Origin of the sequence: Swaminathania salitolerans, assembly GCF_007988945.1 — a bacterium.
In the GTDB taxonomy this organism is placed as follows: Bacteria; Pseudomonadota; Alphaproteobacteria; order Acetobacterales; family Acetobacteraceae; genus Swaminathania; species Swaminathania salitolerans.
The window spans coordinates 215,277-236,869 of record NZ_BJVC01000002.1 but is presented as its reverse complement, the minus strand read 5'-3'; the positions used below and the strand labels follow the sequence as shown (position 1 = coordinate 236,869).

Genomic DNA, 21,593 nt, shown 5'->3' with positions numbered 1-21,593 from the left:
TTTCTCGCCGTCCCGGACACAGAGAGACCTACGCCAATGCGTCCCACCAGAAAAACGAACTTCCCGACTCCCCGCGTTTCCGGAGGCGAGGCAGATGACTGACCGGCACAGGGATCATGTGGCATGCCTGAAAACGGCCACGCAAGCGGCCGTGCGGCTGGTGGGTGGGGTTGAGGCAGCCGCCTCCTGCACGCGCGTCGGCAAGACGCAGATATCCGAATATCAGAACCGCAACTCGGCCCATATCGCGCCGATCGACGTCGCGGTGGCGCTCGATATCTCTGCCCAACAGCCGGTGATTCTGGCCGCCATGGCCTCGATCACGGGTTTCGCCCTGCTACCCATCGCGTTCGGCGAGGGTTGCGCCGCGACGGCCATGGGGGACGTGGCCGCCTCGGCCAGCGAAACCCTGTCGGCAGCCTTGCGGGCTCTGGCAGATGGCAGGATAGACCGCTCCGAGGCGCAAGATCTGTCGCAGCGCCTGTCGCATCTGATCCGCATCTCGACCGACGCCCTGCAGAAGATGCAGGCGCTCGCGTTCCGCGCCGATGGGGAGGGCTGAGACATGCCCCGCCCCCCTGTCATGACGCCGGAACGCGAAGCGGCCACCGTGCTCATGCGCCGCATGAGGGCGCAGCGTGGCGGAGCGAAAAAAATCGCGGCAAGGCTCTCTCTCGATCCATGCACGGTCATGGGCTGGGAGCACTTGCCAGCCTGTCATCTCAGGCGTTTCGTGGCCTGCTTCGGCGATCGGCCTCCGAGCCGCACCCGCGCGCGATCGCCGCGGCATGAGGCGATCGAACGGGTCGACCGCAAATGCCTGTATTGCGGAGCGCGGTTTACCGCAAAAGGGCGTTGGCTACGCTTGTGCCGGCCTTGCCGGGAGCGCTGCTGATGGCCCGGCCCGCGTTCGACCGGAGGCGGATAGACCCCGCCATTTCGGTGCTGCGGCAGCGTGGCGCCAGCGCATCGCACATCGCCCGCGCCCTGGGCATTTCGGAACGGACGGTGCGCTATGCGCTGCACCGCCTCGCCATGCCATCGCCTGAGAGAAAGGCGGCATGACATGACCATGCAGATCGGCGCGGCCGAGATCTCAACCCTGCTGACCCAGCGTATCGACCAGCTGGTGCGCGAGCTGCTCCCGTTCGGGCAGCGCATGGGCGCAGACTGGCGGTGCGATTCCCTGTCGGGCGGCAAGGGCACCGCGTTTTCCGTGCATCTGACCGGCAAGAATCCGGGAGGCTGGGTCGATCATCGCTCGGGTGAGTTTGGCGATGCGCTCGATCTGGTGGCGGCGTGCCTGACGGGTGGAAATACGAAAGAGGCGTATCGCTGGGCGCATGGCTGGCTCGGGCTGGGCGATCTCGGCCCTGTCGCCATACGACAGGCGCATCTGGCGGCGGAGAAGATCCAGCGCGACGCGGTGAAGGACGAACAGAACGGGCGCAAGAAGGCGCTGGCCATGTGGCTCAGGGCCGAGCCCGTCACCGAGGGTTCGCCGGTGCTCGCCTATATACGCAATCGCGGCATCGACGTCGCCCCGCTCGGGCGTTTCACGCGCTCGATACGCTTTGCCCCCGCCCATTACTGCAATGAGGTTCAGCGCGAGCTGCCTGCCATGCTGGCTGCCTTTACCGATGCCACAGGCGCGCATGTCGCCACGCATCAGACCTGGCTTGCCCGGGACAGCGAAGGCCGCTGGGTCAAGGCGCGGCTCGATGTCGCCAAGAAAATACGCGGGTCCTGCACGGGTGCTGCCATACGCCTGCGCAAGGGCGACACGGGCGCGACGCTTGCCAAGGCCAGCCCGGATGAAACCGTGCTGATCGGCGAAGGGATCGAGACCTGTCTTTCGGTGGCCGTGTGCTGCCCTGAATTTCGCGTCCTCGCAGCCGGAAGCCTGAGCAACATGGCGGCCATCTGGCTGCCGGAGCAGCTGCGCAAGGTCACGCTCCTGGCCGATCGTGACGAACACGAAGCCGCAAGGCGCGGGCTCGACCGGGCAATCGACTTTCACCTTTCCAAAGGTCGCGAAGTGCGGGTGGCAAAGCCCCCTCGCGGGAAGGATTTCAACGATGCAATCCAGTGATATCCGCGACGCGGTGCTGCGCGCCGATCGGGCGTTTCAGGTAATCGACGGCGGGCGGCCGGATGGCGGACGCAGGGGCGGCGGCGAGCCACCGGCCGCGCCGGAGAAAAACGAGCCCTGCCCCGTGACCGCTCTGGGTCATCTCGATGGTTCCTATTTCTTCCTCGACCGCGTGGGCCAGCTGCGTGTGCTGACTGCAAGGCAGGTCGGTTCGCGTCATGATCTGCTCGGGTTGTTCGCAGGGAATGATGGCTGGTTGCGTGCGACCTTCCCCAAAAAGGCGCAATGCAAGACGAAGGATCAGGACGGGCAGGAAACCACCGAGGAAAAGGTGGTGGATTTCCGTATCAACTCCGTAGCCAGTTACCTGCAGGCCGAATGCGCCCGGGCCGGGCTTTTCGGGTCTCACATCATGATTCGCAAACCCGGCGTATGGCCCGCTGAAAACGGCCTTCCGGTGGTTCACTGTGGCGATGCCGTGATGATAGGCGACCGGCTGGAACAGGCAGGAACGCGCACCGGAAACCAGGTATGGGCCGCAGCACCCCCATCGCCCCGGCCTGCACGCCCCAGCGGCCCGGAGGAAGGGCGTTATCTGCTGGATGGTATCCGGAGGCTCTGGAACTTCCGCACGCCGGGCGGCGAGATTGCGGTGCTCGGGCTGCTGGCCTGTGCCTATTACGGGGCGTCCATCCCGTGGCGGCCAGCCGGGTTTCTGATCGGCGGGGCCGGATCCGGCAAATCGTCGCTGTTGCGCGTGTTGCAGGCGGCCTCGCCCTTGCATGTGTTCGTCAATGACACGTCGAAGGCCGGGCTGGAGCAGAGGCTCGACGGGCGCGCTATGCCCGCCTTTATCGATGAGGCGTCCGATCGCGAGGATCAGCGCGGCGCGCGTGCGCTGCTGGATCTCGTGCTCTCCTCCACCGGCGGCGAAGGCACGAAAGGCGTGCGCGGCGGCAAGGATGGCGTGGCCCGGAGTATCGAGGTGGTCGGCTCGATCATCATGGCCTCGATCAACCCGCCCGACATGCAGGCGCAGCATCTGGGCCGTTTTACGATCATCGATCTCGCCAAGGCGGAGGAAGGGGCCGACCATTCGGCCGAGCATCGCGATCTCGCCACCTGGGCGCGCGAGCACGGCGCCGCACTCTGGGGACGGGCCCTCGCCGGATGGGAACGCTACCGCGTCGCGCTCGCCACGTTCCGCACCGCCCTGCTCGAGAGCGGCTGCCAGCCCCGCGAGATGGATCAGCTGGGCGCGATCCTTGCGGGCTGGTGGGTCATGACAGAGGATTCGGTGCCGGATGAGCGGGGCGCACAAATAGGCATTGGCGCTTTATCAGAATTTGTGCGTGACGCGGAGGACGTTACGACGCAAGATGCTCCGACCCGCATGATCAATCACCTGATGACGCAGCTTGTCATGGTGCAACGATCGACCGAAAGGAAATCTATAGCTGACCTTATCGAGCGCCTTCTCGAAAATGACAGTGGACAGAGGCCGGATATCGATCCGCTCTCGCGCTCTGTTGCGGACGAAGTGCTCGGGCAATACGGCATTCGGGTTATCAGGCCGAACGAGATCAAGGCGCGCAATGGCGTGGCGTATCCTCGCGAGGCCGAGGGCGCAGGACTCTGGTTTTCCCAGGGGAATGCCATGCTGACCAGACTGTTCGATGATACGCCATTCGCCGGTCAACGCTGGCTCTATGAACTGCGACGTCTTGAATCGGCCCGCAGTCCCAAGCGCAAGGTCAAGATCGGCTCGATGACTCCAGCCCGCTGTGTGTGGGTTACAGCGGCCGAATTGGGCTTCGGAGTGGGTGAAGATGTCTAACCCACTGAGATTTCAACATAATCCCGTAGCCAATGGTAGCCAGCCGGTAGCCATAAAAGAGCAATAAAAACAACGCCGTAGCTCCCGTAGCCGCCGTAGCCACTTCCTGCACCTGTATAGACGCATTCCCCACCAGAGGAGACGTGTCTCTTGCGTCTTGAATACTGGCTACCGTGGCTACCATGGCTACCACTACTATAAACTACTGATAAATATATATAATCCTGTAGCCAATCCCGTAGCCCGGTAGCCAATCCGGTAGCCAGTGGGCTCCAGCGGCCCGGAGGAGAATGAGATGACCCCGGAATACGTCCTGTTCGATCACTCCCGGGACATTGCCGATCAGGTTGCGGAGTGGCTCGCGGAGGCAGCGGATACGCTCGCAGCCCTTCCCGCCACGGGCACCAGGCCGAGCACGCATTGCGTCAAATGGCCCGACGTCGTGTTCGACCCGGAGGATCTCGACTGGTTCCGCGAGATGGAAGCCTTCATGCCGCCCCCTACTGCCGAGCAGATCCGGCGCATGGATATCGCTCTTGGCTGGCTTTCCCTGATCGATGCCTCGCAGATCAGGCTGCGCCGGGTGATCAACATGAGGCTGATCGTGCATCCCATATCAGGCTGCAACCGCTGGAGCTGGGGTAAGATCGCGGCCCAGCTGGGCCGATTCGAAAGGACCGTGAAACGCATGCACCGTGAGGCCTGCGAGGTGATTGCAAAAAAAATTGCGTCGACGTGAATTTTTTATGCCGCTTTTGCCGGTTTTTGCAGTATTGAACATGGCATTGTCGCGAGACGCTTACCCGTTCGGGCAGGCGTCTTTTTTTACGCCTGTTTCGCGGGGTGATGACCAATGGCATTCAAGCGGTTGCAATGTCTCACGCCAGCGGTTCGCAGCGTCGAAACCGGTATCGCGATGGCGCCGCCCAAGCAGACAAAAACCATCTATCTCTCATCCGAATGGCGTGGCCTCATGTCCCGCCTTCTGGCCCAGCGTGGCCGACGCTGCCAGGCCTGCGGCCGCACGGGCTGCCGGATCTTCGGCGATCATATCCATGAACTGAAAGACGGCGGCGCGCCGCTCGATCCGGGTAACGTCCGGCTGCTCTGCGGCTCCTGCCATAGCGCCAAGACCGCCCGCGTCCGGGCTGCCCGCACTCGCGAAACCCCGACCCGCTGACCCCGAGGGGGCAGGTCGAAAGTCCGGCCGGATCCTGCCCCCCCCAACCGCGCAGGGCTCAGCGGCAGATTTTCCGGTCTATCAAGGAAATCAAGTTATCAAGGAAAGGGGGCAGAAATGGCCCACGGTGGCGCACGTCCCGGCGCCGGACGCAAAAAGGGCAGCCGGAACAGGAAGCAGGTGGACTGGAACGGTCCGCTCGTGGTCGACCCCTCCGCGCTCGCGCCCGATCGGGATGCCCTGAGCGGCATGACCCTGAAGGATCTCGAGACCTGCTCGCCCCTGACCTTCCTCACGCATATCTACCGCAATCGCGGTCTGGCCGCCGCCATCCGCGCCGACGCCGCCAAGGCCGCGCTCCCCTACGCCCATGCCCGCCTCGCGGCCCCGCGCGAGGATCAACCCGCCCTGCCCGGTCTCGATAACGGCTGGGGTGACGATCTGCCCCCGATGAACAGAAGGAACTGACATGCTGGATCTGAGCCGGAAGGACTGGGAGGCGCGCCTGCGTGCCGGCCAGTCCCTTCTGCCTGATCTGGAGCCGGTCGATCCCGAACTTGCGGCGCGGGCCGTGCGCTGCTTCGACCGATTGCGCATCCCCGACGTGCCCGGCACGCCCGCCATGGCGGAAGCCTGCGGCGACTGGTTTCGCGAAATCGTCTCTGCCCTGTTCGGCGCGCTCGATCCTGACACGGGTGTGCGCGCCATCCAGGAGCTGTTCCTCCTGGTGCCGAAAAAGAACAGCAAGACCACGAACGGCGCCGGGCTGATGCTGACGGCCGTGATCGTCAACGAACGCCCGAACGCCGAATTCCTGATCGTCGCGCCAACCAAGGAAATTGCGGAGCTTGCCTTCAGCCAGGCGCTCGGCATGGTGCAGAACGACCGCACGCTGATGAGGCGGTTTCACGCGCAAACGCATCTCAAGCGTCTGACCTTCCGCTCGAGCGGGGCGACCCTGCAGGTCAAGGCGTTCAGCCCGGACGTCATGACCGGCGTAAAGCCCGCAGGCGTGCTGGTGGATGAGCAGCATGTCATCGCCATGCGCAACGATGCGGGCAGCGTCATGCGCCAGATACGCGGCGGCATGATCTCTCAGCCCGAGGCGTTCCTCGCCATCATCACCACCCAGAGCGACGGGCCGCCAAGGGGCGTGTTCGCGCAGGACCTGATCCGTGCCCGCGAGATCCGCGACGGCAAACGCCATCAGCCGGTTCTGCCGGTCCTGTACGAATTACCGCCCGATATCCAGCAGCCCTCGAAACTGCCCGGCGAGGCCGCGCCCTGGGAAGACCCGCAATACTGGCCGATGGTCCTGCCCAATCTGGGCCGGTCGATCACGCTGGATCGCCTCAGGCGCGAGTATGAGGACGCACGCGAGAAAGGCGTGGGCGAGCTGGCCAGCTGGGCCTCGCAGCATCTCAATGTCGAGATCGGCCTGGCCTTGCGCTCCGATCGCTGGGTCGGTGCCGATTACTGGCAGGGCGCAGGCGACGACACGCTCACCCTCGAGGCCCTGATCGAACGCTGCGAGGTGATCGTGGCGGGCATCGACGGCGGCGGGCTCGACGATCTGCTGTCGCTCGCAGTTCTCGGGCGCGACCGTATAACCGGCCAGTGGCTGCACTGGCAGAAAAGCTGGGTGTTCGAGGGCGTGCTGGCGCTGCGCAAGCGCGAGGCCAGCCAGCTGCGCGACTTCGAAACGCAGGGCGATCTCGTCATCACGGCCGCGCCCGGCACCGATATCGACGCGCTGGTGGCGGTCCTCGGCACGATCGACCGGAGCGGCAAGCTCGCGATCGTGGGGCTCGACCCGATGGGCGTGGGTGCCATTGTCGATGCACTGGCCCAGATCGGCATCGCGCATGAGCGCGTGGTGGGCATCTCGCAGGGCTGGACGCTCTCGGGCGCCATCAAGACCGCCGAGCGCAAGCTTGCAGATGGCACGCTCTGCCACGGGGCAAGGCCGATCATGGCCTGGGCCGTCTCGAACGCGAAGGTGGAGCCCAGGGGCAATGCCATCATCATCACCAAACAGGCGTCGGGTTATCTCAAGATCGACCCGCTGATGGCGCTGCTCAATGCCGTCACGCTGATGAGCCGTAACCCCGAGCCGCCCGGTGGCGGCCGGATGGATGATTTTCTCTCGACCGGGATCATAGCCGTATGAGCATCGCCACAAGACTGCGCGGCCCGACCTACGTTACAGCACTTACGGCTAGAGGCGTTTCAATCAGACGAGTAGTTGACCGGAAAGTCCCGCCCGACATCCTCTACAGCAGCACCATTCATGGTTGCTGCCTTGAACTCTGATTTTTGGCAGAATTGCAACGCCGAAGCATTGAAATGCACATTTGATGAATGATCAACGCGGCAGTTGTGTGGGTGCCCGCTACGGTCAACGTCGACCTTGAGCATGACCTTGGCGCTTTCGCCGTTTTTGAGAGCTTCAAAAGGGTAATAAGGATTTGGGCCAGACACCCTCTCAGACTTGGTAAATCCTGCCCCTGCCGCGCTTACCTGCGGCGAGGGCGAGCACGCAGAGATCAAAACACAGCCAAGGACAACATATCCCCTTTTTGCAAAGAAAGCGTTCATATGACATTCCCTTATTATCGTCACGGTGTAGGTCGACGACAATAGGATCGTCTACTCCAACCGCCATTCGCATTGAACCATTACTTTGATGTGGGCCTCGGTGAAGGCTCGGCATGGGTCGGATAGGCGTCTTTCATACTCAAAATTCATATCATTATCGAACCATGCGCGCCGAAGATTATCTCGACAGATTCCAGAGCGAGCCCCAGCGCGTCCCATATAACTTAGACCCCAGGTGGCGAGAGAAGCAAATGAGCCCCATCAACGAGGATCCTTTCGCTGGCGATATAGTCTGAACCCGTACAGTCCCCCCCCGGCCCCATATGAATGCAAGACAATCAGGCCGTTCAAAGAACGCGGCGAGGTATCTGCTCGATATGGACCAATGAGCAATCGGCGCGAGGCCACTTACGATTGTCATCAAGACCGCCGAGCGCAAGCTTTGCGAAGGTGGAGCCCAGGGGCAATGCCATCATCATCACCAAACAGGCGGCGGGCTATCTCAAGATCGACCCGCTGATGGCGCTGCTCAATGCCGTCACGCTGATGAGCCGCAACCCCGAGCCGCCCGGTGGCGGCCGGATGGATGATTTTCTCTCAACCGGGATCATAGCCGTATGAGCATCGTCACAAGACTGCGCGGCATGGCCTGGAAGGCCGCAAGTGCGGCTTTCCAGTCCATCACGGGCGTCTCGCTCACCGATCTGCGTCTGGGCGCTTTCATGACGGGCGGGCCGAGCATCGCGGGCCAGAGCGTCTCGGTCGATACCGCGCTCCAGCTCGATACGGTCTGGGCCTGCATCCGGCTGTTGTCCGAAACCATAGGCTCCATGCCGCTCAAGCTGCACGAGCAGCAGGGCGACGGGCAATCGCGCCTTGCACGCGATCACCCGCTTTATCGCGTACTGGCCCGCGCACCCAATGCCGATATGACGCCGATCGAGTTCTGGTCGTGCATGGCGGCGTGCTGCCTCGCCTGGGGCAATGGCTTCGCCCAGATCGTACGGCGCGGTGACGGACAGATCGTGGCGCTCAACCCGCTGCGCCCCGACCGCATGACGGTGCAGCGTGACCCCGGCACCGGCGCTCTGGTCTATCGCTACAGCTACCAGGGCAGGACGCTCGTGCTCGATGAGGGCGCTATCTTCCATATCAAGGGCTTCTGTTTCGACGGGCTCCTGGGCATCTCGCCGATCACGGCGGGGCGGCAATCCATCGGGGCCGCGCTGGCCGCCGAGGAAACGGCGGGGCGCATGTTCCGCAACGGGTTGCTCTCGCAGACCTATATCTCCGCGCCGGATTACCTGAAGCCCGAACAGAAGGAACAGGCGAAGGCGATCCTCGCCGACTACTCGGGCGCGATCAACGCGGGCAAGACGCCCCTGCTCGAGGGCGGCTGGAAGGTCGAGAGCATCGGGCTCAGGGCCGAGGACCTGCAACTGCTCCAGACCCGTCAGGTCGGTGTCGCGACGATCTGCCGCTGGTTCGGGGTGCAGCCGGTCATGGTCGGGGCGATGGACAAATCCACGGCCTGGGGCACCGGGCTGGAACAGATGAATCTCTGGTTCCTTCAATACGGCCTCATGCCCTGGCTGCAACGCATCGAGCAGGCCGTTGCGCGCTGCCTGCTCTCGCCTGCCGAGCGTGACCGGTATTTCGCCCGGTTCAATGTCGATGCGCTGTTGCGCGGCGATAGCACGGCACGGGCGGGCTACATGCAGACCGCGCTGCGCTCCGGCTGGATGACCGTCAACGAGGCCCGCGCCAATGACAATCTCGCCCCCATGCCCGGCGGCGATGTGCTGATGGTCCAGGCGCAGATGATCCCGCTTGCCGCTATCGGCAAGCCCCGCAGTCCGACCGGCGCAGGGGGACAGGGTCGGCCCGCCGACAGTCCAGCGCCCGGCACGCAATCCGGCATCACGGGAGATGACAATGAGTGAGTATCTGGCCGCCGCTTTCGAGTGGAAATTCGCGCCCGACGCGAAAGAAGGCAGTTTCGAGGGTTATGGCAGCGTGTTCGGCCATCAGGACGCGCATGGCGATATCATCCTGCCCGGCGCCTTTGCCGAGACGCTGGCCGAGCGCAAGGCGCAGGGGCGCGGCATCCCGATGCACGTCATGCACGGGTTTTTCGGCGGTGACGGGCTGCCAGTGGGCGTCTGGGACGATGCCAGCGAAGACGCGCACGGCCTGCATCTGCGCGGGCGTCTGTCTGGCATGGATACCGATTACGGGCGCAGGCTTTACGGGCTTGTCAGGGATGGCGCGCTCGGCGGGCTCTCCATCGGGTTTTCCGTGCGCAGGGACGGCGCAATCCCCGGCACCGGTCCGAACGGCCCGCGCCGCCAGATCAGGGCCGTGAACCTGCATGAGGTCAGTCTGGTGGATGACCCGTCCAACGCCCTCGCCCGCGTCACCGAAATGCGCAGGCGGTTCTATCCGGCGGGACCATTGACGCCTGTTCCTGTGCCGGAACTGCGCCTCGCCGAGAGGGAACTGGTCGAGGCCCTCCGCTCGGGCTTCAGCCTGCCCGACCCACGCGGGGCCAGCCGGACGGGCTGATCGCTTTCCGCCCGTTTTCACCCATCCAGAACACCGAACAGGGCGCCTCGAGCGCCCTTTTTCATGAGGAAAACCCCATGTCCGAATACGAACAGGCCATCCGCGAGCTGAAGGCCGCCACCGATGAGGTCAAGCGCTTTGCCGAAGCCTCGACCACGGAACTGCGCAACCTCGGCAAGGTCACGGAAGAAACCAGGGCCAGCGCAGACAAGGCCCTGACCGAGATGAACGGGCTTTCTGCCCGCGTGGCGGATATCGAGCAGAAAGCCGCACGCCGTAGCGGCGACGCCGAGAGCAGGACGCTGAGCCTTGGCGAAGAGTTCATGGCCAGCGATGCGGCACGCGGACTCAAATCCTCATTCCAGGGGCGTGTCAGGACCGAGATGGAGCGGAAGGCACTGACGACCGGGCCTGCCACCATGGGCGCGACGACGTCTGCCGGAACTTCCCTCATTCCTGCAGTGCGTCTGCCGGGTATCGATATGATCCGTCTGCCGCAACCCACCTTGCGCAGTCTCATCCCTTCCGGAGCGACGTCGTCGCCCATCGTCGAATTCGTCCGGCAGAAGAGTTTCACCAACAAGGCCGCGCCAGTCGCCGAAGGTGCGGCCAAGCCGTATTCGGATATGAGTTTCGAACTCGGCCGTGCGAATGTCGCGGTGATCGCCCATCTGTTCAAGGCGTCCAAGCAGGCACTCGACGATGCCCCTGAGCTCGTCTCGATCATCAATGCGCAGGGCGTCGCAGGGCTTGAACAGGTTGAGGAATACCAGTTCATGTACGGTGACGGGACTGGGGCGAACGTCCTTGGTCTCATGAATCAGGCGACAGCTTTTGCGGCGCCAGCAGGACTGGCTGTCCCGGATGCCGCTCTCGATACGATCCGGATGGCCATGCTGCAGGCATCGCTCGCGCTCTACCCGGCGACCGGCATCGTCCTGCACGAGATCGACTGGTTTCGTATCACCTCCGTCAAGGACGGCATCGGTCGGTATGTCCTCGGTGACCCGCAATCTGTCGCGATGCGGTCCCTGTGGGGTCTGCCGGTTGTCGTCAGCAACACGATCCGGCAGGGCGATTTTCTGGTGGGTGCCTTTGCCACCGGTGCGCAGATTTTCGACCGGCAATCCGTCGCGGTCGAAGTGGCCACTGTGGGCGATGATTTCGAAAAGAACATGGTCACCGTTCGCGTCGAGGAACGTACCGGCCTCGTCGTGTATCGCCAGCAATCCTTCATCGCTGGCACTCTGCCGCCAGATGCCATGCCCGCCGCTTACGGCTGATCGGGGGCACCATGACGCTCACCATTCTCGAAAGCCCCGCGGAAGGCCTCGCCCTCGTCTCGCTCGATGCCCTGCGCGAGCAGCTCGCGGGCGAGCCGGGCGGGCAGAACAGCGATCCGGCCCTGAGCGAGTATCTGGCCCAGGCCTCGGCCCTCGTGCAGGCCACGCTCGGCCGTCCGGTTCTGGCGGGTCTGTATCGCCAGACCCTGCGCGTCGGGGATGGCGAGCGCAGGCTTTCGCTCGCGCTGACGGCCTCGCCTCTGCTCGGTATCGTGACGGTCAGCCAGGACGGTTTCACCCTCGATCCCGGCCCGGAAGGCTGGGAGACCGGCACCTGGTCCGGCCTGCTTTATCCCTCCCGCCTGCAGGGGGCATGGTGGTGGCCGGGTTGCTACCGCGTGACCTATCGGGGCGGCTGGATCGTGCCGGGCATGAAGGACGACCGGGGCGCCCCTCTCGCCCCGACCGTGCCCGCCGACATACGCGCCGCCACGCTCTCGACGGCGCGCGCCCTGTTCTTTGCCGCCCGGCGCGGCGATCCGCTCCTGCGCTCGGAAAGCGAACAGGGCGTGGGTGCGAGCAGCTGGGCCACACCCGATGCAGGCCTCGGCGGTCTGCCGCCCGACGCGGCGTCCATCCTCGCGCGCTATGCGCAGGCGGGTCTGTCATGAGCGCAGGCGCAAGCCGACGCAGGCGGCAGATCCTGCGGACCGGTCGGCCCATTGTGCTGAGCCGGGCCGATCTGAGCGCGAGCGTGACCGTAACCGGCTACGCCCCGCCTCCGCAGGCATCGCAGCTTGCGGAAGGCGTGGGGAAAGCCACGCTGCTCGCGCAGATCACCGCCGATGAAACGAGCCGGACCGGCTACGAGCCGCGCAAGGGCGACAATCTGCGCGACGGGCCAAAAACCTACACCCTGACCGACGCCAGCCCGGTCTTCGACCGTGGCACGCTGTGCGGCTGGACCCTGATCGCCTCGGGAGGTTCCTAATGCTGTCCGATATTGTCTGGAATGACGCCTATACCCGCGCCCAGCTGGTCGCAAAACAACAGGGCCTCGCCCTTGTCGATGCGCTCGAACAGCAAAGCGAGGATCGGCCCGTTCTCTTCTGGCGCATGGAAGCCCAGGCGAGCCAGTCGGACCGGCTCGGCATTGGCGAGGTGGCGATGGAGGAAGAGGGCGAATTGTCCCTTCATCTCACCATCCGGGCCGGGTCGATCTCAACCCCTGACGCATTGAGCCTGTGCAAAGGCATGAGCGTCATGTTCCGCGCCCGGCTGGAGGGCGTGCAGCCCTTACCCGATGGGCTTTTTTATGACGGGCAGAGCCTCTTTCCGCCCGATCCCGACACGGGCGGGAACTGGTTCACCATGACCCTGATTATCCAATACCGCTACCAGGACCTCGTGAGGTGAAGTAATCCAAGAAATAGTTTGTCGCAGTCCGTGCCGTTTCATACCATGCAGTCGTATGAGTTTGGGGAGGCATGAATGATCGACGCTGGTCCACGCATTTTTATGGCTGCACTCTTTGCGGCAGAATTCTCACTGATGATCGCCCATGCACCGCCGCGCTTCGCTTTCATCGCCCAAAATACAGCTTACACATCGTTCCTGGCCGCCCTGATCGGTTGCGCCCTGTCCTACCTAATAGCAAGACTGATAGCTGGTATTAAAGGAAGGCGGCATCGCCTCTGATACTGACCTAAGACGATCGCGAAAATCAGGCAAGCCGCCCCATCCGGGCGGCTTTTTTTATGCCTGCAACCCCAAGGGGAGACCCCCAATGCCCTATACCGGCACCACAGCCAATTACGCGGCAGCGGCGCAGTCCAATGCCTCGACCGTCTCTTACGCCAAGGAAACGCTTTTCGCTCTCAACCCGGGCGGTGCGTTCCAGCGCCTCCGCTTTACCGGCGAGAGCTTCCGCCGCAACGATTCCCGCCAGCGCCCCGAGGAAATCAACCTCCTCTCCGAGGTGTCCCAGGGCGTCACGACGCAGGAAAGCGTCTCGGGCACGCTCTCCGGCGCGTTCTCGGCGGGCACCTATGACGATTTCCTTGCCGCCATCCTCGGCGGTGACTGGCAGGAAGACGGCGCGCTGATCAATGGCGATCTCGTCAAGACCTGGTCCCTCGTCCAGAAGATCGGCGACGGGCATCTGCTTCGGCCGGGCGCGTTCTGCACCCGCGCGCAGATCGGCTTCCCGCAGGGCGGGTTTGCCAATGTCTCGTTCGATTTCACCTGCTCCCGTCAGGAAAAGAGCGTCTCCGATCCTGCCGGGAGCTATCTCGCGGCTCCGGATGGCCCCGTCTTCGACACGATCGGCAATCTCGGCGAATTGCGTCTGGGCGGCGAGGTGCCCGAGGGTGCGTTGCGCGAATTGACCCTCACCCTCGCCCGCGACGGTGCCGAGAGCGATTACGGCCTCGGATCCGCCGCATCCGTCGGAATCCGCCCGGGGCAGTTCATGGCGACCGGGCAGGTGCAGCTCTTCTTCCGGGACTGGAGCCTTTACGACCGTTTCGAGATCGGATGGTCGGGCCGGATCGAGATCGACCTGCGCGACAGGAACGGTCGCGGCTACAGGTTCATCTTCCTGAACGCCTCCCTGCAGAACCCCGAAATCAATGCAGGCGCCCGCAACACCTCGATCGTCGCGACCTTCGCGATCGAGGGCAATCCGCAACCCGGTGGCGGCACGTTCCGCATCGAACGCCTGACCCCCTGAGCGGTCGACCGCAGAACGTGATGAGACAGAGTGCCGCCGTGGAGAACAGAGCGGCATTGTGCTCCACGGGCTTTCCCATCACTCCTGCAAAGAAACCAGAGTTGAGCAAACGACTCAGGTCAAATCGGCCGGGAAAGCGTTATATTTGCATTGGTGCATTGAGAAGCTTGGACCGTGTTGATGTTTCTATCCAGCTTGACCATGCATTTCTCGACGTTCAGGCCGCCTCGCCCGTCACTGCTGATATTCGTCACGAACGGACCCGCTTCGCTCGAGCACGCAGATACCATTAAGGCTACAAACAAGATTGCAGCGGCAGAGTTGAATTTCATAGAAAAATTCCGTGATTTGAGGTTGAGGATCAGCCAATCAGTTCGAGAAAACGACTCGACCCAAGAACAAATCCACGAGAACCTTAAATCATTAGGGAAAGTTCACGCAAACGTCGCGGTAATCATCCATTATTCATTCGAAAAACGTATGATTGCTACCATGGAATAAGAGTGTTTTTTCAACCCTGTTTGGTGAAAGACAATTGGGTTTCGTCCTCATTACGAGCAGCATTCGGCCGGGCAACCGGGCCAAAACGTCAACGCAGGGCATTCTCGCCGCCTCACAGGGCAGCGGAATGCCCTTTTTCATATCCCCCTTCCGAAAGCACGAAGACATGGCAAGACTGACCGACCTCAAGACCGACAGCGCCGCGATCAATGACGGCGTGTGGGTCGATATCGAGCAATATCCCGGGCTGCGCATCCGCACGCGCGGCTATACCGATGCCTTCATCGACGCCCAGGCGCGCAGGCTGGCGCAGGCGGCCGAGAAGTTCCGCAACAGCGTCGAGCGCATTCCCAATGCGGTCCGGCGCCAGATCAATGCGGGGCTGCTGTCGGAATTCCTCCTGCTCGATGTCGACGGGCTCTATGCCGACGATGCCGAGACCGAAAAGGTGTCGCTCGACGCCTTCCGCGCGCTGCTGGCCGATCCGGCATACGGGCAGCTGCAACGCTGCTGCTGGGAGGCGGCGGGTCTCGTTGCGAGCGGCGCCGTGAAACAGGCCGAGGACGCCGAGGGAAACTGATCGCGGCGCTCGGCTGGCATCTCCGGTGGGGGGCGTTTCCCGATTGCTGGGATTCCATCGAAGGTGCCGACGCCGTGCGCCTGGAACCGAGGCCGGATCTGCTCTGGATCTGGCGGGCCTGGCACCGGCTGTCGACCGAGCGTCGGCATACGGTCATCGGCAGATTCAGTGCCCTGGGCGGTGGCTTCATCGCCTCGCGCCCCGAGCCGATCCCGTGGTCCGCCCTCGCGCGCTGGGCCGGACATCACGGACTGACCGCGCAGGAAATGGCGCTGCTCGAGCGCTGCATCGTCGCGATGGACGCCGAACTCCTCCGGCACTGGGCTGAGAAATTCAAGGAGAAACACCGGTGAGATGGTCCGACACGATGCGCCGGCAGGTGCATCTCAACACGCAGGCCGTGCCGTCGAGCGAGGCATTGCACGCCCTCGTGGCCCAGCAATGCCGCGCGTTTCGCGACAGCCTCATCGAGAGCGGCGAAGCCCCCGAGCGGTTCCGCATCGTGGTCGATCGCCAGGCGGATCTGGCCGAGGAGCAGGTCCGGCTCGACGGCGGCCATGTGCTCTACGTGTTCAGCGGCCTGGCCGAAGCCGTGGTCTGGTGTCTCGGCGCCCTGCGCGATCGCTCCCCCGCGCGATCGGGCAATTTCCGGAACAGCTGGTTCATGATGGTGGATGGCCGGATCTGGACCGGAACGCCGCAGGAGATCCCGCCCGGCTCCGAGGTCTGGATCGCCAATACCGCGCCCTATGCCCGCAAGATCGAGGTCGGGGGCCAGCGGACGGGACGCGCGCCCCGCATCGTCGAATCGGTCCGGGTCGCCGCGCATCGCCGCTTCCGCACGGTCCGCGCCGAACGCGACTTCAAGGCGCTGTGGCAGGGGCGCGACGCGCGCGGCGGGCCCGTCCCCTACATCCTGCGGGGGGCCGGTATCGCCTCCGGTCTGAGCTGGTCCCGCAAGGGCGGCTGGTCCCGGACACATGCTGCCTATGTCTCCCGCCGCGCCGATCGGCAGGCGGGCAGCCAGGTGCTCTATCCAACCCTCGTTCTGACTGAGAAGGTCTGAAGCCATGGTGAGCCTCCGCCAGATCAACATCATCGACAACGTGATCGAGGTGGTCGACCGCACGGCCGAAGGCACGGAATCCGCGGCCGCCAATCTCGACCGGCTCCAGGACCGGAGCGAGAGCGTGACCCGTGCCGTGGGCGGGATGGGCAAGGCGGCGGCAGAAGCCACGCGGGCCGTGGCCCGGGGCGCGCAGGATGCGACAGGCGCGCTCGCGGATGCAGGAACCCGCACCGCCTCCCTTCTGGCGGCAACCCGCGCGCAGCTGGCCGAACTCAGGCGGCAGCGCGACGCCCTGCGCAGCGCGGCGGAATCCGGCGTCATGCCCGACATGCAGGGCGCAACGCAGGAGATGGCGCGTCTCGAGAGCGAAATCGCCCGTGTTTCGGAAGGGTATGCGGCGCTGCATGCGAGGCAGCAGGCCAGCACCGATGCGCAGGCCGCCATGAATGGCGAGATCGGTCAGTCCAGCGCCATGCTCAACGGATTCCGCGACGGCATGGCCGGGCTGGGCGCGGCCGGAAAGGAAGCGACGGCAGAGATGCGTGCGGGCCTCGATGCCTCCTCCCGGGCCTTCCTGCGCATGGGATCCTCTGTCGACGAGATCTCCAGAAAGCTGCTGCAGCTGGCCAGCGCGGAGGAGAAACTCCAGAGATACGAGTCCATCTCGCAGAGTGCGGTCGCCGGTGGCGGTGTCACGGCAGAGGATGCCGACCGGGTTGTCGCCGCCATGCGCGCCAGAGTGGCCACGATCACCGAGGAAATCGCGCAGATGCGTCTCGCCGCGAAAGAGGCGACCGCACTCGGCAAGGCGGTGGACGGACAGGCCCGCGCCCATGCCGAAAGCGCGGCGACGGCCAAACTATCCAGCTACCAGATCGGGATCCTTGCCGGTGAGGCGCATAAATTCGCCGATCAGGTGCTGGCCGGTGGCGGGGCCATGAAGGCCGCATTCTACCAGGTGCCGAACATGGTCACGGTCATGGGCGGTTTCGGCAAGGCCACGCAGATCGTGGGCGGTCTGCTCATGGGGCCGGTGGGTCTGGCGGCTCTCGCTGTCGCGGCCGGTGTAGCCATCTATAAAATGGGCAGCGCGGCCGAAACCGAAGAAAGCCATCTCGCGGCCCTCGGCCAGACCCTTCGCGCCACGCGCAGCGATTACGCGGCCATGGCGGGGGCTGCCGAGGACGCGGCACGGCGTATTGCTGGCAAGAGCGGCCTGTCACTGACCGACAGCCGCGCCGTTACCACCACCTTTGCCGCCATGCCCTCGACCAGTGGCAGCAGCCTCGATGCGCTGGCCACGACAGCGCGTAACGTCGCCACCGTACTCGGCAAGGACGTGCCGGACGCGGCGAAAGACATGGCCGCTGCCTTCGATGATCCGGCAAAAGCAGCCGGGGATTTCGCACAGAAGGGCCTGCTTGGCGTCCATGAAGGGCTGGTGCAGCACATACGCGATTTGCAGAACAGCGGCGATCGTATGGGGGCCTGGTCCCTGCTCATGGGGCAGGTCGGCAGGGCCACGGCCAATGCGGCCGATCAGGGCGTGACGCCGTTGCACCGTGCCTTGCACGACATGAACACGTCCCTGCGTGAGGGGTTCGCCCCGCTCGGGCAGTTCATCGACCGGGTTGGCAATGGTATTTCGGCCGGTGCCCTCAAGGGCGTGCAGGGCATCCAGTATCTTCTGGATAAGGCAAAGGAGGTGCGCGAGTGGCAATTGGCGCAGCTGGACAGGATCCCGACCGTTCACAATTACCTGCAGCGTCGCGAAGTCGCATCCTCCGATGTCGCAGGTGTGGGCAAGACCATTGACAGCGTCGGAGCCAGTCTCGGCGCAAGCTCGGACGTGCTCGCACTTGCCCATCGCATCCAGCCGATCGAGAGCGCAACGGGCCAATACGACGCGCAGGGTCGCGTGGTGCAGTCCTCCGCCGGTGCGCTGGGGGCGATGCAGGTCATGCCGGGCAACGCCAATGGCAATGATCTGCGGACGACAAAGGGCAACGTCACGGCTGGCGTGCAGCTGCTCATGCGGCTCTATGCCAAGTATGACGGCAATCAGGCACTTGTCGCCATGGCCTATAACTGGGGTGAAGGGAACGTCGACAAATACCTCTCGGGCAGGATTGCAAGCCCGCCTGCCAGTGTCGCGGCCTATGCCCAGAAGGCCACGGGCGGCGAAATCTATGGTGCCCAGGCAATCGCGTCACGTCAGGGCCGGGTCGATGACCAGCTGCGCGGCAGTGATGGCAGCACGGCGGCGCAGATACGCGAGCATGAGCAGGCCATCACGGCCCTGACCACGGCACAGAAGGCACTGAACGACCTGCATACGGCAGGCAAGGTGTCGGATGCCGATTACGCTGCGCAAACGGGCGTGCTGACGGACAGGATCAACGTGCAGCGCGGCGCGCTCAACGAATTGCGCGATCCGATCGAGACCATCGCTCATCAGCAGAAGCTCGCTGCGCAAAGTGCCGAGACCTACTCGGCCGCCGAAACTGCAATGGTGCAGGTGCATCAACAGGTCGAGGAAGCGGCACGCCGTATGGGCCAGGCGCACGCGACTGCGACCCAGCTGGCAGAAGCCGAAGCCAGGCAACAGGACATCCTGACGGGGCAGTTCAATCAGTCCGTGGCGGCCATCAATGAACACACCCGGGCCGAGCAGGATCTTCTGGCGGGATATGACGCGTCGAAAGGCTCGCTGACGCAGTACCAGCAGGCGATGGAGGCCGCCGGGAAAGTGCGTGCGACCTCTATCGACGGCACAGCCGAGCAGGCCCGCCAGCTCGATATCCTGACGGGTACCATGAAATCCGCCACTGCCTCGCAGGTCGATATGGCCAATGCAGGCAAGCTCTACGGGCAATCACTGGATCTGGACATCATCAAGGCACAGACGGCGGCGATCGGGCAGAACAGCGATGCGGTCTCGGTGCAGATTGCGGTGATGAAAGAGCGCAACCGCATTCTCGAGGCGGGCGGCGATATCCACTCCAGAACAAGCCAGGCCACTCTCGACAATGTGGCGGCCATCCAGATGGCAACCAACGCCTACCAGCATCAGAAATCGGCGCTCGATGATCTGACAGGGAGCCTGAACGGCATGTTCGACACGCTGACGAACAGCGTCACGCAGGCTTTCGTGCAGGGCGGCAAGGGAGCGGTGAATTTCGGCTCGATCCTGTCCGGTCTGCAGACGCAGATCGTGGGTATGGTGGCGAAACTGGCCCTCGTCAATCCGGCGATGAACGCGCTCGACGGCGGCACGCGCAGCACCGTCATGAGCGTTGCCGATTCGCTCGCCTCGGGCGGGTCGGTCGGCAATGCCGCCGCCAGCGTCTCGATCGCCGGTGCGGGATCGGGCGCTTCGGGGGTAGCGACCTCCTCCGGATGGCTCGCGGGCGCGATGAAGACGAAGCTCTTCGGCAACGCCACGGCCGGAAACCTGATCGGCGGGGTCGGCGGCGGTCTCGCGCTGGGCTCGGCGCTCGGCGGGGTCGGCGGCGGAACCTACGGGCTGCTCGGCTCGGGTGTCGGGGCCGCCCTCGGCGCCGGGATCGGCTCCATCTGGCCCGGCGGCACGTTGGTCGGCGGCCTCATCGGCGGCGCTGCGGGCGGTCTTCTGGGCGGTCTCTTCGGTCACCGGAAAAACCCCTATACCATCGCGCAGGTCTCGGTCGGCGCGGACGGGTTCTCGATGGGCGAGAGCTGGAACCAGAAACAGACCGATACCATCACCCGGCAGCTCCGGTCGGAGATGAACGGGCTGAACGCCATGATGCAGAGCCTCGGACTGAGGGCCGAAACCGCCTATCTCGGCACGGTGCGCGACGATCCGAACAACAGGGATCCGTCGCAGCGTTCGGTCGGCCTGTCCGATCTGCTCGCAAGCGTGCGCCTGCGCAGCGACAATGCGACATTCGACCGCGCCCTGGCAGAAGCCATGCCCGCGCAGTTCGACAGCGTGGCGGCGTTCCAGTCCGCCGTGACACAGCTGAAAACCATGGCCGACACGGTCGATGCGCTGGGTGTAGCCGTCTCGAAATTCAACAGCGACGGCACTGTGACCGTCTCGGGCTTCACCGAGGCCACGGGCGATCTGCGGATCGCGCTCGACCATATGCTCAACGGCAGGACGCTTGCGGGCAGCGAGCTGCAATCGCAGGTTGCGACCATCACCGAATTTGTCGAAAACACCATGCCCAATCTCATGAAGGCGACGGTCAACGGCGCGCAGAGCTGGGTGGACCAGATGGCGGCGCTGCAGAAGACCTATGAATCGGCCGCGTCCCAGGCGCGCAGCTACGGTCTGGACGGCGATGCGCTGAGCGCGAAATTCGACACGCTCTATGCGCAGGGCTATGCGGCGAACATGCAGAACCTGGCCGATGCCGCGCAGGCCGTGCAGGTGCGTTATCGCGCTGCCACCGGTGACGACGAGGGGGCGGCCCTTCTGGAGTTCGATCTCGCCGCATCCCGGCAGAAACGCCAGCTCGCCGAGAGCTGGCAGGACTTTCTCGGCGAGGCCTATACGGGCAACCGGAGCTATCGGGACCAGATGACGGCTCTGGAGAAGACACTCTCGGCCGAGCGTCTGGCCATCCAGAAGGACTACGCCGGAAAAGCCGTCTCGGCGGCAAGACAGGCCGAAGAGCAACAGCGCGCCCAAGCCCAGAGCGCCGTCTCGTCGGTTATCGGATCCCTGGTCGATTTCACGCGGGGGCTCGGCACGTCCGCGCTCTCGCCCCTGTCGGCCGAGGCGCAATACAGGGTGGCGAACGACAATTTCTCGAGCACGATCGCCGCAGCGCGCGCGGGAGATTTCGACGCCCTGTCGCGCGTGCAGTCCGATGCGCAGACGCTGATGACGACCGGTCAGGCCCTTTACGGCTCGGGCACGGAATTCGCCCGGGTCTATGAAAGGCTCGCGGCATCCATGCGCGAGATCGGCACGCGCACGCCGGAGAGCCTGACGCAATCGGCCCTCGCCGCGGCGGTGCGGGACGGCAATACCACGCTCGCCGAGCTGCTCCGCCTTCTGGTCCGGGCCGCGGAAGACACGAAGACCCTCCAGCGCGAGACGGTCGCCGCCACGAAACAGGCCACGATCGAGCAGCGTCAGGCCGCCCTGCGCAGGGCCGGTTAACG

At 64.3% G+C, this 21,593-nt stretch carries 23 protein-coding genes; 22 read left to right on the top strand and 1 reads right to left on the bottom strand.

Going from position 1 to position 21,593, the window contains the following annotated elements; translation table 11 throughout:
* Positions 1 to 94 precede the first annotated feature (94 nt).
* The 9 genes from SSA02_RS05135 (at position 95) to SSA02_RS05100 (ending at position 7,279) form a co-directional block, all read left to right on the top strand.
* The gene (locus tag SSA02_RS05135) at positions 95 to 562 is read left to right on the top strand and encodes a hypothetical protein (protein WP_147092876.1); all 468 of its coding nucleotides are present in this window, start codon (positions 95 to 97) and stop codon (positions 560 to 562) included.
* A 3-nt stretch (positions 563 to 565) separates the two neighbouring features.
* Positions 566 to 895, top strand: a complete 330-nt coding sequence (locus SSA02_RS12700) for a hypothetical protein (protein ID WP_186807685.1) — start codon at positions 566 to 568, stop codon at positions 893 to 895.
* Positions 895 to 1,065: a helix-turn-helix domain-containing protein gene (locus tag SSA02_RS05130; RefSeq protein WP_186807684.1), complete on the top strand. Its 171-nt coding sequence runs from the start codon at positions 895 to 897 to the stop codon at positions 1,063 to 1,065. Before SSA02_RS12700 ends, SSA02_RS05130 begins: the two co-directional genes overlap by 1 nt.
* 1 nt (position 1,066) lies before the next feature.
* Positions 1,067 to 2,092: a DUF7146 domain-containing protein gene (locus tag SSA02_RS05125; RefSeq protein WP_147092874.1), complete on the top strand. Its 1,026-nt coding sequence runs from the start codon at positions 1,067 to 1,069 to the stop codon at positions 2,090 to 2,092.
* Entirely contained in the window at positions 2,079 to 3,929 is a 1,851-nt protein-coding gene (locus SSA02_RS05120) for an ATP-binding protein (protein WP_147092873.1), read from the top strand. The genes SSA02_RS05125 and SSA02_RS05120 overlap by 14 nt, the downstream gene beginning before the upstream one ends.
* Before the next feature lie 295 nt (positions 3,930 to 4,224).
* Positions 4,225 to 4,668 (top strand): DUF6362 family protein, encoded by a 444-nt coding sequence (locus SSA02_RS05115; RefSeq protein WP_147092872.1) that lies wholly within the window; start codon positions 4,225 to 4,227, stop codon positions 4,666 to 4,668.
* A 114-nt stretch (positions 4,669 to 4,782) separates the two neighbouring features.
* Positions 4,783 to 5,109: an HNH endonuclease signature motif containing protein gene (locus SSA02_RS05110; protein ID WP_147092871.1), complete on the top strand. Its 327-nt coding sequence runs from the start codon at positions 4,783 to 4,785 to the stop codon at positions 5,107 to 5,109.
* A gap of 117 nt (positions 5,110 to 5,226) precedes the next feature.
* A complete protein-coding gene (locus SSA02_RS05105; RefSeq protein ID WP_147092870.1) occupies positions 5,227 to 5,577 on the top strand; it encodes a hypothetical protein in 351 nt (116 codons plus the stop codon).
* Between the two features lies 1 nt (position 5,578).
* Positions 5,579 to 7,279: a terminase large subunit gene (locus SSA02_RS05100; RefSeq protein ID WP_147092869.1), complete on the top strand. Its 1,701-nt coding sequence runs from the start codon at positions 5,579 to 5,581 to the stop codon at positions 7,277 to 7,279.
* A 59-nt stretch (positions 7,280 to 7,338) separates the two neighbouring features.
* Here the strand turns inward: SSA02_RS05100 and SSA02_RS05095 are convergent, their stop codons facing one another.
* Complete coding sequence (locus tag SSA02_RS05095) at positions 7,339 to 7,707, bottom strand: energy transducer TonB (RefSeq protein ID WP_147092868.1); 369 nt, start codon at positions 7,705 to 7,707, stop codon at positions 7,339 to 7,341.
* A gap of 414 nt (positions 7,708 to 8,121) precedes the next feature.
* Between SSA02_RS05095 and SSA02_RS05090 the strand changes: the two genes are divergently transcribed.
* From SSA02_RS05090 to SSA02_RS05025, 13 genes are all read left to right on the top strand, one after another.
* Positions 8,122 to 8,328: a hypothetical protein gene (locus SSA02_RS05090; protein WP_147092867.1), complete on the top strand. Its 207-nt coding sequence runs from the start codon at positions 8,122 to 8,124 to the stop codon at positions 8,326 to 8,328.
* Positions 8,325 to 9,650, top strand: a complete 1,326-nt coding sequence (locus SSA02_RS05085) for a phage portal protein (protein ID WP_147092866.1) — start codon at positions 8,325 to 8,327, stop codon at positions 9,648 to 9,650. The genes SSA02_RS05090 and SSA02_RS05085 overlap by 4 nt, the downstream gene beginning before the upstream one ends.
* On the top strand, positions 9,643 to 10,272 hold the full coding sequence (locus SSA02_RS05080; protein WP_186807683.1) for an HK97 family phage prohead protease: 630 nt from the start codon (positions 9,643 to 9,645) through the stop codon (positions 10,270 to 10,272). Before SSA02_RS05085 ends, SSA02_RS05080 begins: the two co-directional genes overlap by 8 nt.
* Before the next feature lie 77 nt (positions 10,273 to 10,349).
* Positions 10,350 to 11,555, top strand: a complete 1,206-nt coding sequence (locus SSA02_RS05075; RefSeq protein ID WP_147092864.1) for a phage major capsid protein — start codon at positions 10,350 to 10,352, stop codon at positions 11,553 to 11,555.
* 11 nt (positions 11,556 to 11,566) lie between these two features.
* Positions 11,567 to 12,226 carry a hypothetical protein gene (locus SSA02_RS05070; protein ID WP_147092863.1) on the top strand — a complete coding sequence of 220 codons (660 nt, stop codon included), beginning with the start codon at positions 11,567 to 11,569 and terminating at the stop codon, positions 12,224 to 12,226.
* Complete coding sequence (locus tag SSA02_RS05065) at positions 12,223 to 12,546, top strand: hypothetical protein (protein ID WP_147092862.1); 324 nt, start codon at positions 12,223 to 12,225, stop codon at positions 12,544 to 12,546. Before SSA02_RS05070 ends, SSA02_RS05065 begins: the two co-directional genes overlap by 4 nt.
* The gene (locus SSA02_RS05060; protein ID WP_147092861.1) at positions 12,546 to 12,971 is read left to right on the top strand and encodes a hypothetical protein; all 426 of its coding nucleotides are present in this window, start codon (positions 12,546 to 12,548) and stop codon (positions 12,969 to 12,971) included. Before SSA02_RS05065 ends, SSA02_RS05060 begins: the two co-directional genes overlap by 1 nt.
* Before the next feature lie 75 nt (positions 12,972 to 13,046).
* Complete coding sequence (locus SSA02_RS05055) at positions 13,047 to 13,253, top strand: hypothetical protein (RefSeq protein WP_147092860.1); 207 nt, start codon at positions 13,047 to 13,049, stop codon at positions 13,251 to 13,253.
* Positions 13,254 to 13,341: 88 nt separating this feature from the next.
* Complete coding sequence (locus SSA02_RS05050; protein ID WP_147092859.1) at positions 13,342 to 14,286, top strand: phage tail tube protein; 945 nt, start codon at positions 13,342 to 13,344, stop codon at positions 14,284 to 14,286.
* Positions 14,287 to 14,953: 667 nt separating this feature from the next.
* The gene (locus SSA02_RS05040) at positions 14,954 to 15,367 is read left to right on the top strand and encodes a hypothetical protein (protein WP_147092857.1); all 414 of its coding nucleotides are present in this window, start codon (positions 14,954 to 14,956) and stop codon (positions 15,365 to 15,367) included.
* A 74-nt stretch (positions 15,368 to 15,441) separates the two neighbouring features.
* A complete protein-coding gene (locus tag SSA02_RS05035; RefSeq protein WP_246103647.1) occupies positions 15,442 to 15,720 on the top strand; it encodes a phage tail assembly chaperone in 279 nt (92 codons plus the stop codon).
* Positions 15,717 to 16,433 (top strand): hypothetical protein, encoded by a 717-nt coding sequence (locus SSA02_RS05030; RefSeq protein ID WP_147092856.1) that lies wholly within the window; start codon positions 15,717 to 15,719, stop codon positions 16,431 to 16,433. The genes SSA02_RS05035 and SSA02_RS05030 overlap by 4 nt, the downstream gene beginning before the upstream one ends.
* Before the next feature lie 4 nt (positions 16,434 to 16,437).
* Complete coding sequence (locus SSA02_RS05025; protein WP_147092855.1) at positions 16,438 to 21,591, top strand: phage tail length tape measure family protein; 5,154 nt, start codon at positions 16,438 to 16,440, stop codon at positions 21,589 to 21,591.
* Positions 21,592 to 21,593 lie beyond the last annotated feature (2 nt).

Coding starts and splice junctions, on each gene's coding strand:
- SSA02_RS05060 (WP_147092861.1), top strand. CDS start 12,546: ATGCTGTCCGATATTGTCTGGAATGACGCCTATACCCGCGCCCAGCTG.
- SSA02_RS05100 (WP_147092869.1), top strand. CDS start 5,579: ATGCTGGATCTGAGCCGGAAGGACTGGGAGGCGCGCCTGCGTGCCGGC.
- SSA02_RS05135 (WP_147092876.1), top strand. CDS start 95: ATGACTGACCGGCACAGGGATCATGTGGCATGCCTGAAAACGGCCACG.
- SSA02_RS05070 (WP_147092863.1), top strand. CDS start 11,567: ATGACGCTCACCATTCTCGAAAGCCCCGCGGAAGGCCTCGCCCTCGTC.
- SSA02_RS05025 (WP_147092855.1), top strand. CDS start 16,438: ATGGTGAGCCTCCGCCAGATCAACATCATCGACAACGTGATCGAGGTG.
- SSA02_RS05040 (WP_147092857.1), top strand. CDS start 14,954: ATGGCAAGACTGACCGACCTCAAGACCGACAGCGCCGCGATCAATGAC.
- SSA02_RS05085 (WP_147092866.1), top strand. CDS start 8,325: ATGAGCATCGTCACAAGACTGCGCGGCATGGCCTGGAAGGCCGCAAGT.
- SSA02_RS05125 (WP_147092874.1), top strand. CDS start 1,067: ATGACCATGCAGATCGGCGCGGCCGAGATCTCAACCCTGCTGACCCAG.
- SSA02_RS05120 (WP_147092873.1), top strand. CDS start 2,079: ATGCAATCCAGTGATATCCGCGACGCGGTGCTGCGCGCCGATCGGGCG.
- SSA02_RS05055 (WP_147092860.1), top strand. CDS start 13,047: ATGATCGACGCTGGTCCACGCATTTTTATGGCTGCACTCTTTGCGGCA.
- SSA02_RS05080 (WP_186807683.1), top strand. CDS start 9,643: ATGAGTGAGTATCTGGCCGCCGCTTTCGAGTGGAAATTCGCGCCCGAC.
- SSA02_RS05095 (WP_147092868.1), bottom strand. CDS start 7,707: ATGAACGCTTTCTTTGCAAAAAGGGGATATGTTGTCCTTGGCTGTGTT.
- SSA02_RS05105 (WP_147092870.1), top strand. CDS start 5,227: ATGGCCCACGGTGGCGCACGTCCCGGCGCCGGACGCAAAAAGGGCAGC.
- SSA02_RS05130 (WP_186807684.1), top strand. CDS start 895: ATGGCCCGGCCCGCGTTCGACCGGAGGCGGATAGACCCCGCCATTTCG.
- SSA02_RS12700 (WP_186807685.1), top strand. CDS start 566: ATGCCCCGCCCCCCTGTCATGACGCCGGAACGCGAAGCGGCCACCGTG.
- SSA02_RS05115 (WP_147092872.1), top strand. CDS start 4,225: ATGACCCCGGAATACGTCCTGTTCGATCACTCCCGGGACATTGCCGAT.
- SSA02_RS05065 (WP_147092862.1), top strand. CDS start 12,223: ATGAGCGCAGGCGCAAGCCGACGCAGGCGGCAGATCCTGCGGACCGGT.
- SSA02_RS05075 (WP_147092864.1), top strand. CDS start 10,350: ATGTCCGAATACGAACAGGCCATCCGCGAGCTGAAGGCCGCCACCGAT.
- SSA02_RS05050 (WP_147092859.1), top strand. CDS start 13,342: ATGCCCTATACCGGCACCACAGCCAATTACGCGGCAGCGGCGCAGTCC.
- SSA02_RS05110 (WP_147092871.1), top strand. CDS start 4,783: ATGGCATTCAAGCGGTTGCAATGTCTCACGCCAGCGGTTCGCAGCGTC.